Origin of the sequence: Mesorhizobium sp. BH1-1-4, from assembly GCF_020165665.1 — a bacterium.
In the GTDB taxonomy this organism is placed as follows: Bacteria; Pseudomonadota; Alphaproteobacteria; order Rhizobiales; family Rhizobiaceae; genus Mesorhizobium.
The window spans coordinates 222,817-234,651 of record NZ_JAIUIN010000007.1; the positions used below are offsets into that span (position 1 = coordinate 222,817).

An 11,835-nucleotide genomic window follows, 5' to 3' on the forward strand; every position below is an offset into this window, starting at 1 on the left:
CCCGCCAGGACCGGCCCGGATCCGAACGATGATTTCTCGTCTGACGCAGCCGGCAACAAGCCGCCGGGAGGGGGAATGGGGCTTACGCGACCGGCGGACCAGACAAATGAAGAGACACATCAGTCAGAAGGACAGAACCCGCCTCGCAAGGCGACACCCAGCCCCGCAACGGAGAAGACATCCGGCGCGGGTCCGGCGATCTCCGAGCATTCGAAGGACGCGAAGGCTCCAAGGTCGGGCCGCCAACCCGGCGCCTACGTCAAGGACTGACAAGGGCGTGCGGCGATACCCCTGACTGCCTATGCGTCGCGCAGACCCGTCGGTCTGCCGCGCGTGAACTTTCTTCAGCCGAGGTCAAGACCATGCAGACGAAGTCACAAACGGGCGGTGAAGCCGCCAAGCAGCGCCATATCCAGCGCGGCATCGATGCCAAGGACAAAGCCAAGCGCAATGGCAAGGCCGAGCACGCCATGCAGGCTGGCGCGCGGGCCTATCCCGAGCCACCCTTTCCCAAGCAGCATCACGCCAAACCCGGGCACGAATGGGCAATCGAGCCCGCCCCGCTCTATGATGCGCCCTATTATCTCGGATCGCGGAAACTCGAGGACAAGGTGGCCCTCATCACAGGCGGCGATTCAGGCATCGGCCGCGCGGTGGCGGTGTTGTTCGCCCGCGAAGGCGCCGACATCGCGATCGTCTACTTGGCCGAGGACAGGGACGCCGAAGAGACGAAATCCGCCGTCGAAAAAGAAGGCCGGCGCTGCATCCTGATAAAGGCCGACGTCAGCGAACGGCAGGATTGCCACGATGCCGTGGCGGCCACGGTCAAGACATTCGGCCGCATCGACGTGCTGGTAAACAACGCCGCCTTCCAGATCCATTCCAGCGACTTCGGCGACCTGACCGAAGAACATTTCGACACGACGCTGAAGACCAATCTCTACGGCTATTTCCATATGGCGCAGGAAGCCGTGCCGCACATGAAGCCGGGCTCGGCGATCGTCAACACCGGTTCGGTTACGGGCATAGACGGCTCGAAGCAGTTGGTCGACTATTCGATGACCAAGGGCGGCATCCATGCCTTCACCCGTGCGCTTTCGGGCAATCTTATCGCCAAGGGCATCCGGGTGAACGCGGTCGCGCCCGGTCCGGTGTGGACGCCGCTCAATCCGTCCGACAAGGAAGCCGACGACGTCTCGAAATTCGGCGCCGACACGCCGATGAAACGGCCGGCACAACCGGAGGAACTGGCTCCCGCCTATGTGTTCCTCGCCTCTGCGCATTGCTCGAGTTACATCACCGGCGAAATCCTGCCGATCGTCGGCGGCTATTGAGGTCGGCGCAATGTATTTCATTGCCCTGGCGACGGATTATGACGGAACGCTCGCGCATGACGGGACTGTTTCAGGGAAGACGCTCGCCGCGCTGGAGCGGTTCAAGAAAAGCGGCCGCAAACTGCTTCTGGTGACCGGACGCGAATTGCCCGACCTCAAGCGCGTGTTTCCTGAGATCGGCCTGTTCGACAAGGTCGTCGCCGAGAACGGCGCCCTGATCTACACGCCGGCGAGCGAAGAGGAGCGGGTGATCTCGCCGTCGCCGGAGCCCAAATTCGTAGCCGGACTGAAAAAGCAGGGGGTGAAGCCACTTTCGGTGGGACGGTCGATCGTCGCCACCTGGGAGCCACATCAGGCGACCGTGCTCGACGTCATCAAGAAGATGGGGCTCGAACTCGAAATCATCTTCAACAAAGGCGCGGTGATGATCCTGCCGAGCGGCGTCAACAAAGCCACCGGGCTGGCGGCCGCGCTCGAGGAACTTCGCCTGTCGCCGCACAATGTGGTGGGTGTGGGCGACGCCGAGAACGATCATGCCTTCCTGCAGGCCTGCGGCTGCAGCGTTGCGGTCGACAATGCCATTCCCGCGGTCAAGAGCACCGCAAACCTGGTCACGCGCGGCGCACGCGGCAAAGGCGTCGAGGAACTGATCGACAAGCTGATCAAGCGCGACCACGGGATCGTGCCGAAGCGTCATGACGGCATTGTCCTGGGATCGTCGGGCGGCGACGACATCTATCTGTCGCCAACCGAAACCGTGCTCATCGCCGGCAGTTCGGGCATCGGCAAATCCACCCTGGCCACCGCGCTGACGGAACGCTTCGTCGAGAGCCGGTTCCAGTTTTGCGTCTTCGACCCCGAGGGCGACTATGATGGCCTCGAGGGTGCCGTTCGGCTGGGGGACGGATCGAGCGCGCCGACAAAGGCGCAGGTGCTGGATCTGATCGCCAAGGCCGACAGCAATGTCGTCGTCAACGGGCTCGCGCTGCGTGTCAACGAACGGCCCGATTTCTTTGCCGACCTGCTGCCTGGCCTCGGCAGCTTCCGCCGCCGCACCGCAAGGCCGCATTGGCTGGTCATCGACGAGGCGCACCATCTTCTTCCGAAGCGGCGCGACGACACGCGCTCCGTGCTCTCCCTGGAACTGCCGGGCACGATCCTGATCACCGTCCATCCCGAAGCGATTTCGACCGACGCCCTGCGTCTGGTTACGGCCGTCATCGCCCTTGGCCCGAAGGCGAAGGACGTGGTGAAGGCCTTCTGCCGCGAGACCGGCATCGAGGCCCCCAAGGACATTCCCACCCCGAAGGGCGACCGGGTTCTGTTCTGGCGGCCGGGAGCGGGCAAGAAAATCAAAACGGTCAAGGTGATCGAACCTCGCCAGTCGCTCAAGCGCCATAGCCGCAAATATGCCGAGGGCCAGCTCGACGAGACCGGCAGCTTCTATTTCCGTGGTCCCGATGACGCGATGAACCTGAGGGCCCACAACCTGATGATCTTTGCCCAGATGGCCGAAGGCATAGACGACAAGACCTGGGAGTTTCATCTGCGCGCGGGCGACTATTCGAAATGGTTCCGGCAGCAGATCAGGGACAAGGACCTCGCTCGCGAAACCGCCGAGGCGGAAAAGGACAGCAAGCTCTCGGCCGAGGAGAGCCGGAAGCGGGTTCTGGATGCCGTCCGCCGGCGCTACACGGCACCCGCGACGGCGCCCGAGGCGTAACAGCCGGCCACGGTCCTGGGCGATGTCAGGAACGGCCGGTTCGCCGCCCGCGTTGGAACCCTGGCGCTAACCTGACGTTCAACCTCCATCGAGAAGGAGAAACGATCATGCCCCGAGGCGAGAAATCCAAGTACACCGACAAGCAGGAACGCAAGGCCGACCATATCGCCGAAGGCTATGAGAAGCGCGGCGTCTCCGACAAGGAAGCCGAGCGACGCGCATGGGCGACGGTCAACAAGGACGATGGTGGCGGCAAGAAAGAAGGCGGCCCCGGGCGCGGCAAGTACACCGGTCATCCAGCGGCGCACAAGGGTGGCAAGACGGGCGGCAAGGCGTCGGCTTCCCGATCGGCCGCCAGCCGATCAGAATCGGCAAAGAAGGCGGCGGCGACGCGCAAAAGGAACGCCGAACACCACGCCCATTGAACGACCTCCAGGATCGGACGCCGCCATGAAATCGCGACTCGTCAACGAGGCGAACGGCCAACGGACATTCGTGGTGGTGCTCGACCCGGGCGAAGAGGCATTTTCGGCGCTGACCAGCTTCGCGGTGGACCAGAAGATCGGCAGCGCTTCCCTGACGGCGATAGGCGCCTTCCAACGGGCTATCGTGGGCTGGTTCGACCTGGAGTCGAAGAGCTATCGAAAAATCCCGGTCGAGCAACAATGCGAGGTCTTGAGCGCGATCGGCGATGTTGCCACGGGCGATGACGGCAAGCCAAGTCTTCATGTCCACACCGTACTTGGCTTGAGCGATGGCACGACGAGAGGCGGTCATCTCCTCGAGGGCACCGTTCTGCCGACATTGGAAATCACGGTGGTGGAAGCGCCGGCTCACCTGCGCCGCCGCAAACGAGCCGAACTCGGGGTGGCTTTGATCGATCTCGGCGCCTGAAGCCGCTGCGGCGCATCGTGCGGGCGCAACGCCCCGGAGAGCCATGGTAGAGCCAATGACGGACAGCTTTGCCCTTCCCCTGGACACGCCTCCCATGGAGGCAAAGGCCGCCGATGCGCTGCCGGAAGGGGAAGGCCTTTGGCAATACGAACCCAAATGGGACGGCTTTCGCTGCCTCGCCTTCAAGGGCGACACGGATGTCGAGTTGCGTGCCAAATCCGGCAAACCTCTGGGCCGGTACTTCCCGGAGCTCGTCGCCATGCTGCGGCAGGTCGAGGCCCGCAACTTCGTTGTCGACGGCGAAATCGCGATAGAGCTCGATGGCGAGCTTTCCTTCGACGCGCTGCAGATGCGGCTTCACCCCGCCGAAAGCCGCATACGCAAGCTCAGCGCGCAAACGCCGGCCCGGCTGATCCTGTTCGACATGCTGGCCGCGCCGGGCGGCACGAGCCTGCTTGGCGAGCCGTTGTCGCGCCGCCGCCGGGCGGTCGAGGGGTTCGTTCGGGATTGCGCCGAGCCTGGCTTGCGGCTCTCGCCCAGCGCGACCGATCCGGCGGCCGCCAGGCGCTGGCTGGAGGGCGCCGGCCACGGTCCCACCGACGGCGTGGTCGCCAAATTGCTGGCCGACCCCTACCGGCCGGGGGAACGCGCGATGGTCAAGGTCAAACGGCTGCGAACGGCCGACTGCGTGGTCGGCGGATTTCGCTATCTGACCGGCAGCAGGGAGGTCGGCTCGCTGCTGCTCGGGCTTTACGACGAGAGCGGCAAACTCGACCATGTCGGCTTTACCTCGACCATCGGCAGGGATGACCGGGCCGGCGTCACCCGAACGCTGGAGAAGTTACGAGGCGGACCCGGTTTCACCGGCAAGGCGCCGGGCGGGCCGAGCCGCTGGAGCACCGAACGCAGCGGCGAATGGGAGCCCCTGCGGCCGGAGCTTGTGGTCGAGGTTCGCTTCGATCACGTCACCGGCGACAGGTTCCGCCATGGCACCAAGCTGCTGCGCTGGCGGCCGGACAAGGCGCCGCGCCAATGCACCATGCGGCAGATCCAGTGAGGAAGTTTGCCCCACGGGCGCGCTCGGCGAGCTGGCGGCAGCCTGTTTGCGAGGCGGTTGGAACAACCGCCACGATAGCAAGTTGTGCCCCCAGCTACACCGCGCTGGTGAGCTTCACGACAATTGGAGAAGACAATCATGGCGACTGCGAAGAAAGCGGCAACGAAAGATCTTGAAGCCCTGTTCCTCGACGGGCTGAAGGACATCTATTACGCCGAGAAGAAAATCCTGAAGGCGCTGCCGAAAATGGCGAAGGGCGCCGAATCCGAGGATCTTGTCGCGGCGTTCCAGAAACATCTGGCGGAGACCGAGGGCCAGGTCGATCGGCTGGAACAGGTGTTCGAGCTTCTCGACAAGCCGGCCCGGGGCAAGACCTGTCCGGCCATCGACGGTATCCTCGAGGAGGGTTCGGAAATCCTCGAGGAATACAAGGGCGCTCCGGCGCTGGACGCAGGGCTGGTTGGCGCAGCGCAGGCCGTCGAGCATTACGAGATCGCGCGTTACGGGACGCTGATCGCCTGGGCCGAACAGCTCGGCAAGAGCGACGTGGTCAAACTCCTCAATCAAACCCTGGAGGAGGAGACGGCGACCGACGAGGCGCTTTCCAGCCTTGGCGAGGGCGGCGTCAACGAGCGTGCCCTGGAACAGGCCGCCTAGCTGGCGAGCTGTTGCCCCGGGCGCCTCAGGCGATCCGGGGCAAACTCCCCGGACTCAGGGAACGACGATTCGGAGAACGGCGATGGCCCCCCGCGAAACAGAACAACCCGCGGTTCAGAGTGACGACCCGGCTGCAACGGAAGGTCCCGTGATCGAGCAGCAGGACTGGGACGCACTGGCAGGTGCGAAAATCCTTCCCGACGACGTCGAGGTGGAAGACGAGGCTGACGGCGAATTGCCCGAGGAAGATGACGACAACGCCTACCAGGAAAGCGACGAGGCATTGCCCGACGATGTCGAGGAGGCGGTCCTTTCACGCGATCCCTCCAGGGAAGGCGGCCGCTTCGACGAGGAGTGACCAAATGACGGTCGGCTTCCGCTCAGCCGACCGCATGCATCGGGGGCTCTTCGTTTTCGTCAGGATTGGGTAACGGCGCCTCATCGGGCAATTCTTCCGGCTCCGGTTCGCCGATCGGCTTGGGCTTCCAATTGGGAGCCGGCATGGGCACGTCGCGATTGGGATCGGGTTCTCTCGGATCGGGCATAAATCTGTCTCTCTCTGTTGGCGATCGGCCGGAAAGGTGGCAGCAGGCGCCGCATCCCATCTACTCGGGGATTTGCCCGAGGCGACCCGGCTCCATGGCCAAATAAACTGGCGGCCCGGACGTTCCGTCACGTAATATTTCGTGCAGGACCGAGCCATGTTTCCGCCCGCTTTCGGAACCCGGTGGAGGCGGGCCGTTGTGGCTTATCCGCAACCACCCTGTCGTGGCGCGAAATCGCTATCGTTTTACGATTTAGACGTGTGCTTACAAGATCGTCGGACCGTAACGCCGAGCGGCATCGCAGCAACGAGGAGCTAATTGAGCTGGCCAAGGATTCCGGAGCTGTTGGCCAGGACAAAACTCCAGTAGATCTGCAGCGCTATCGTGCAGATCGCGGCCGCCGAGATCGGCACGCCGAAAGGCACCACGCCTCTCTGATCGAGATGCTGGACGTAGACGCGGAAGGCACTTTGAGGCAGCAGCAGCGGGTTCTTCACGACCAGGGCCGTGGCCAGGGCAAAAACCAGCAGCAGCAGCGAAAATACCGTCAACCCACTACCGCCGATCAGAAGCGGCACGACCGCCAGCAACTTGACATCGCCGGCACCGATCTTGCGCAGCAACCAGAATGGGAAGAGCGCCAGAAACAGCAACAGGCCGGCCACCGCGCTCAAGCCCATATCCCACCACGATGCGGATTGGAGCGACACAAGCAGGAGCGATCCGAGCCCGAGGCAGAGCAGCAGCAGCACGTCGCGGTTGGATATTTTCTGGGTGGTAAAGTCGAGCCAGGCGATCCGCGCGAGCAGGGCCGCGGCCAGTAGCTTCAGCACTATCGCTTCGGTCAGCAGCACGTTCAGCGCTCGATGTTTTGCACGCTTGACGAGAGCAGTTTCAGATTGTTGGCCACGGTCGGATCGTTGGGCGCCAGCTCATAGGCCTTGAGGAAATTGCCGCGCGCGTCCTGCAGCTTGCCGCGCAGCAGATAGGAATAGCCGACATTGTTGTAATATTCGGGCGACGGTCCCATCAGCTTGAACGCCCTGCCATAGGCGCGATCTGCAAGGTCGAAGCGGTGGATGCGGTCGCAGGAAGCCGCCAAGCCCATCCATGCGCCGCCGTCGTTGGGCGCAAGCTGCGTCGCCTTGAAGAACAAGGCGCCGGAATTGCCGTAGTTTTCGGCGCGGAACTGGTTCTTGGCCTCCGCGACGGCTTGGTCCGAAGCGTAGTATTCGACGTCGCCGACAGTCTTCAACCCGTCGAATGCATCGCCGAAGGACGTCACGTCGCCTTTCGAGGGCTCGTTGGTACGCACGACACCGCCAGTGGCGTCCACGCCGTTTGTCTGACAGCCGGCAAGCGCCGCCATCAGCAGACTGGCCGCGACGACGGTTGCGAGGCGCATTGGCCCTGTCATTTTTATCCCCCAAGAGTCCTGCGACTCTATTTTAGAATCAAAGCATATACCCATTTAGAAGAAAATGCCCTTCATCCGGATGATCACCGGCAACATGATAACCATCATGACGACCGGGAAGATGCACAGGCCCAGCGGGATCATCATTTTGACGGGAAGAGAGTTGGCCCGTTCCTCGGCACTCAGAATCCTTTGCCCACGCATCTCGGCGCTATAAACACGCAAGGCATCGGTGAGGCTGGTGCCGAGTTCTTCCGATTGACGGAACAGGACCGCCAGTGCCCGCGCCTCGTCAAGCCCGATGCGATCTGAAAGTTCGCGCAGCGCTTCCCGCAACGGCTTGCCAGCACGCAGCTGCAAATTCATGATCGACAGCTGGATGCCCAGCCATTTGTGGGTGGCGGCCATTTCCTGGCTGACGCGTTCGACTGCCCCCTCCAGGCTCATACCGGCATCGGCGCAGGTGATCATCATGTCCATGAAGTCGGGGAAGGCTCGACGATAGATCTGTTTCTGGCTGTTCTCGAAACGGTCGAGCAGAATTGAGGGAATCACCATGGTGGCAAGGCCGAACAGGGCAGAACCGGCAAGAGTGATGAAACCGGGCAGTTGCGGCGGCAGAACCCGCGACAGGAGTGCATACATCGCCAGAAAACCGACGCAGACCGCGACAAGGCGGGACAACGTATAAATCAGCGGTGCGCTCGATTTATAAAAGCCGGCGCGAAACAGTTTCGCTTCCAAGGCGTTCGGCTCTTCCCGCTCCTTCTCGATCGACTTGAAGTACGCCTCGACCGGCCGTTGCGCGGCAAGCTTGGCAAGCTGGTCTTGTCCGAGCATCGAGCGGCGATCGGTCATTCCTTCGCTTTTGAGGCTCTGCGCGACGAGCTTTCGTGTTTGAAGGGCCGGTAAAAAGACAAGCGCACCGAACAGGAAAAGGGACATCGCCGCCACAAAGACGGCAATGGACACCAAGAAGCCCAGGTCCTGAATGTTCGAAAACAATTTGTTCGTCGCTCCCAGTCAGAAATCGAAAGTAACCATCCGGTACATGATGAAGTCGCCAAGCAGCGCCCACAAACCAAAGAGCAGAAGTATCGGGAAAACGAGCGGGTTGCCCCAGACACCGCCGTAGTAGGCCGGGGCCAGGATTTGAAGCGTGAAGAACATCACAACAGGAAACAAGGAGATGATCCACGCGGAGACGCGACCTTCGGCCGAAAGCGCCTTGATTTTCATTCGCAATTTCTGCCGTTCACGCAGGACCGAGGAAAGATTGGTCAGAATTTCGGTCAAATTGCCGCCCGTCTTGGCCTGGATCGACAGCGATACCGACAGCAGCTGAAGGCCCTCGAATCCGACACGCTGCGAAAGCTTTCGCACCGCCTGCTCGATGCTGAGGCCAAAGGTGATTTCATCGGAGACGATGCCGAACTCGGTGCCGAGCGGATCGGGCATTTCTCGGGCGACGAGACCAACTGCCACGGAAGCTGGATGTCCGGCGCGCAGCGAACGAACGATCATGTCGAGCGCATCCGGCAGTTGCTTGGCAAACTTCCGGATTCGTTTGTTGCGGGCGCGCCGGAGGACGACAAGTGGCAGGACAAGCCCCAAGATCAGAAAGATAAGAAGTGACGCCAAAGCGGAAGAATTGAAGAGTAACAGCAGCAACGCCATCGCAAGCCCTGCAAGCAGAAATGTCGCAGCGAAAGTCAATGGATTTCCGGTGATACCGGATTGGGTATAGAGCCTGTTCAGCCAGACCAGTCCAAAAAGAAAGTCGCCGGAGTCCGTGAGGCCGCGTTCTCGCAGCAACCCCTGCAACGTTTGTTCGGCCGGAACCTCGCCGGCGAGCCGCTTCAATCGACGATTAACTGCCAGAGACCGGGAGCGGCGGCCGGCAAATGAAAGATACAGGGCTTCGCCGGTGAGAATGACCGAGGCTGCCGCCAGCATATAGATGAAATACAGCAGAGCTTGACCAGTCAGCATCAGAGGGCAACCTGCGGGTTGAAGGCGTCCTTGGCAAAGTGATGGCCAAGCGTCGCGGCCTCCGGAGCGAAGCGCGGACGGACACCCGTTGCGCGAAAGTCTCCGATGACCTTGCCCTCGGCTGTGACCTCACGGCGGACGAAATGATAGATCTCCTGAAGCTGGACGACATTGCCCTCCATGCCAGTCAGCTCCGATATGGAGGTGACACGCCGGCCGCCGTCCGAAAGACGCTGTGTCTGCACGATAATATCGATGGCGGAGGCAATCTGCGCCCGGATTGACTCATGCGTCATCGGCATTCCGGCCATGCCGACCATCTGTTCCAGCCGCGATATCGCATCGCGCGGCGTGTTGGCGTGGATGGTGGTCATCGACCCCTCATGGCCAGTGTTCATGGCCTGCAGCATGTCGAAGGCTTCCTCGCCGCGCACCTCGCCGACGATGATGCGGTCCGGCCGCATGCGCAGCGCGTTTTTCAGCAATTCGCGCTGGCGCACCTCGCCCCTGCCCTCGACATTGGGCGGGCGCGTCTCCAGCCGGCCGACATGCGGCTGCTGCAATTGCAGTTCGGCCGCATCCTCGATGGTGATCAGCCGTTCCTTCGAGGGTATGTAGCTCGACAAGGCATTAAGCAACGTCGTCTTGCCGCTGCCGGTGCCGCCCGAAACCAGGATCGATTTGCGCGCCTGGACGGCGATCCGCAGCAATTCGATCATCGGCGGCCGGATCGAATTGAATGCCATCAAACGCTCGAGCGAATAGGGGTTCTTCGAGAATTTACGGATCGACACCAGCGGGCCATCCACCGAAATCGGCCGCACCGCGATGTTGACGCGAGAGCCGTCTTCCAGCCGCGCATCGACCATCGGCGACGATTCATCGACACGCCTGCCGATAGCCGAAACGATCTTGTTGATGACGCGCAGCAGATGCGCCTCATCCCGAAACCGGATTGGCGTTTCCTCGACGATGCCACGCCGCTCGATGAAAACGCGCTTGTGGGTGTTGATCAGGATATCCGTGATGGATTCGTCCTTGAGCAAAGGCTCGATCGGCCCCAGTCCGAGCATTTCGTCCGCCGTGTCGCTGGTCAGTTGATCGAGTTCGCGCGCATTCAACGGTACGTTTCGGCCGCGAACGAACTCGCGCACAATGGGACGGATCTCGTTCAGGATCTCATCCTTGGAAGCACTTTCGAGCGCGGTCAGGTTGAACCTATCGATCAGATGGCGATGGATTTCGACCTTGAGCGTCAGGAAAGCGTCGCCGTGGGATTCGATATCGGCTGCTGGAGAAAGGGCGGGAGCGACAGGCAGAACTGTCAGCGTCTCCGCGTTTGCCACGCCCGGCTGCGCGCCTTGCCCCTTGATGAACCGCCCCAGCATAATCCCGTATGCTCCCCTAAACCTTATATTAGTGGAAACTAAACGTTAACCACCCGGGGCACAAGCGCCCGAACGATCCGCCCCTGGTCAATACTTTCAACATAGTTAAGAGCCAGCGGAAAAGAATATCGTTTTTATTCGCCGCTTATCAGCCTCGGACGCAGAAGCGGGATCTAGACTTTAAAGCGTCCTCTGCGCCCGGCGACAGCAGGCATGGGAATCCACCCTAGGACCGGCCGTAACCCCTTAGATATAAAGGGATATGCTAGATTGCTAAAGTACGACTACCTTCATTAGCTAGGACGCATAATTGTGAACGAATGGTTAAGGGCGCTTGAAAAATCAGACGAATCAAGCTCTTGCTGGTTTTCAGGAGCGGATTCTACTCGCAGGTTCATGTATTGGAAAGTTAAGGAACCGTTAATCCGGTTTGACTCCGTGTTTTCTCGGGACCTAGGATCGAGATGACGGGGGATGCTTGGGTATGGATTTCATCCCGTGCTCTGTCTCGTCGGGTTGTAACCTCCAAAGGGAGAAATTGACATGAACAAGCTCATGACGATGACCCGGCAGTTCCGCGACGATGAAAACGGCGCTGCCATGGTCGAATATTCCATCCTTATCGGCATTATCGCCGTTGCATCGATCCTGACAGTCATCGCCATTGGTGCCTGGGTAAACGCTCGTTTCTCGGATCTCTGCACCGCACTCGACAAGGGGACTGGCACCTGCGTCGCATCTACGGGCGTCGGCACCTGATCGCCTGAGTACATTCAGGCCCGGCTCGTTCGAGCCGGGCCTGAATCCAATCGCAGCGGGCGAATCCCG

Annotated in this window: 13 protein-coding genes; 8 read left to right on the plus strand and 5 right to left on the minus strand. The window is 61.4% G+C overall.

Going from position 1 to position 11,835, the window contains the following annotated elements:
- The first annotated feature begins 362 nt into the window (after positions 1-362).
- From LB569_RS15510 to LB569_RS15540, 7 genes are all read left to right on the plus strand, one after another.
- Complete coding sequence (locus tag LB569_RS15510; protein ID WP_224693071.1) at positions 363-1,334, plus strand: SDR family oxidoreductase; 972 nt, start codon at positions 363-365, stop codon at positions 1,332-1,334.
- Positions 1,335-1,344: 10 nt separating this feature from the next.
- Positions 1,345-3,057 (plus strand): HAD family hydrolase, encoded by a 1,713-nt coding sequence (locus tag LB569_RS15515; RefSeq protein ID WP_224693072.1) that lies wholly within the window; start codon positions 1,345-1,347, stop codon positions 3,055-3,057.
- A 107-nt stretch (positions 3,058-3,164) separates the two neighbouring features.
- Positions 3,165-3,482, plus strand: coding sequence for a plasmid stabilization protein (locus tag LB569_RS15520; protein ID WP_224693073.1), 318 nt, complete (start codon positions 3,165-3,167; stop codon positions 3,480-3,482).
- Positions 3,483-3,507: 25 nt separating this feature from the next.
- Positions 3,508-3,951 carry a PPC domain-containing DNA-binding protein gene (locus LB569_RS15525; RefSeq protein ID WP_224693074.1) on the plus strand — a complete coding sequence of 148 codons (444 nt, stop codon included), beginning with the start codon at positions 3,508-3,510 and terminating at the stop codon, positions 3,949-3,951.
- Positions 3,952-3,994: 43 nt separating this feature from the next.
- Entirely contained in the window at positions 3,995-5,008 is a 1,014-nt protein-coding gene (locus tag LB569_RS15530) for an ATP-dependent DNA ligase (RefSeq protein ID WP_411970233.1), read from the plus strand.
- 138 nt (positions 5,009-5,146) lie between these two features.
- On the plus strand, positions 5,147-5,665 hold the full coding sequence (locus LB569_RS15535; RefSeq protein WP_140705178.1) for a ferritin-like domain-containing protein: 519 nt from the start codon (positions 5,147-5,149) through the stop codon (positions 5,663-5,665).
- A gap of 148 nt (positions 5,666-5,813) precedes the next feature.
- Positions 5,814-6,023, plus strand: coding sequence for a hypothetical protein (locus tag LB569_RS15540; protein WP_411970234.1), 210 nt, complete (start codon positions 5,814-5,816; stop codon positions 6,021-6,023).
- Between the two features lie 501 nt (positions 6,024-6,524).
- On the opposite strand, the gene LB569_RS15545 is transcribed toward LB569_RS15540, so the two are convergent.
- Genes LB569_RS15545 through LB569_RS15565 form a run of 5 tightly spaced genes read right to left on the minus strand, consistent with a single transcriptional unit; the run spans position 6,525 to position 11,007 of the window.
- Complete coding sequence (locus LB569_RS15545) at positions 6,525-7,064, minus strand: prepilin peptidase (protein WP_224693077.1); 540 nt, start codon at positions 7,062-7,064, stop codon at positions 6,525-6,527.
- Positions 7,065-7,066: 2 nt separating this feature from the next.
- Complete coding sequence (locus LB569_RS15550) at positions 7,067-7,627, minus strand: tetratricopeptide repeat protein (RefSeq protein ID WP_224693078.1); 561 nt, start codon at positions 7,625-7,627, stop codon at positions 7,067-7,069.
- Between the two features lie 54 nt (positions 7,628-7,681).
- Positions 7,682-8,632 carry a type II secretion system F family protein gene (locus tag LB569_RS15555; protein ID WP_224693079.1) on the minus strand — a complete coding sequence of 317 codons (951 nt, stop codon included), beginning with the start codon at positions 8,630-8,632 and terminating at the stop codon, positions 7,682-7,684.
- Positions 8,633-8,650: 18 nt separating this feature from the next.
- Positions 8,651-9,619 carry a type II secretion system F family protein gene (locus LB569_RS15560; protein ID WP_140705168.1) on the minus strand — a complete coding sequence of 323 codons (969 nt, stop codon included), beginning with the start codon at positions 9,617-9,619 and terminating at the stop codon, positions 8,651-8,653.
- A complete protein-coding gene (locus LB569_RS15565) occupies positions 9,619-11,007 on the minus strand; it encodes a CpaF family protein (protein ID WP_224538601.1) in 1,389 nt (462 codons plus the stop codon). Before LB569_RS15565 ends, LB569_RS15560 begins: the two co-directional genes overlap by 1 nt.
- 543 nt (positions 11,008-11,550) lie before the next feature.
- Here LB569_RS15565 and LB569_RS15570 point away from each other — a divergent pair.
- Complete coding sequence (locus tag LB569_RS15570) at positions 11,551-11,766, plus strand: Flp family type IVb pilin (protein WP_140705164.1); 216 nt, start codon at positions 11,551-11,553, stop codon at positions 11,764-11,766.
- Positions 11,767-11,835 lie beyond the last annotated feature (69 nt).

Coding starts and splice junctions, on each gene's coding strand:
- LB569_RS15510 (WP_224693071.1), top strand. CDS start 363: ATGCAGACGAAGTCACAAACGGGCGGTGAAGCCGCCAAGCAGCGCCAT.
- LB569_RS15515 (WP_224693072.1), top strand. CDS start 1,345: ATGTATTTCATTGCCCTGGCGACGGATTATGACGGAACGCTCGCGCAT.
- LB569_RS15520 (WP_224693073.1), top strand. CDS start 3,165: ATGCCCCGAGGCGAGAAATCCAAGTACACCGACAAGCAGGAACGCAAG.
- LB569_RS15525 (WP_224693074.1), top strand. CDS start 3,508: ATGAAATCGCGACTCGTCAACGAGGCGAACGGCCAACGGACATTCGTG.
- LB569_RS15530 (WP_411970233.1), top strand. CDS start 3,995: ATGGTAGAGCCAATGACGGACAGCTTTGCCCTTCCCCTGGACACGCCT.
- LB569_RS15535 (WP_140705178.1), top strand. CDS start 5,147: ATGGCGACTGCGAAGAAAGCGGCAACGAAAGATCTTGAAGCCCTGTTC.
- LB569_RS15550 (WP_224693078.1), bottom strand. CDS start 7,627: ATGACAGGGCCAATGCGCCTCGCAACCGTCGTCGCGGCCAGTCTGCTG.
- LB569_RS15560 (WP_140705168.1), bottom strand. CDS start 9,619: ATGCTGACTGGTCAAGCTCTGCTGTATTTCATCTATATGCTGGCGGCA.
- LB569_RS15565 (WP_224538601.1), bottom strand. CDS start 11,007: ATGCTGGGGCGGTTCATCAAGGGGCAAGGCGCGCAGCCGGGCGTGGCA.
- LB569_RS15570 (WP_140705164.1), top strand. CDS start 11,551: ATGAACAAGCTCATGACGATGACCCGGCAGTTCCGCGACGATGAAAAC.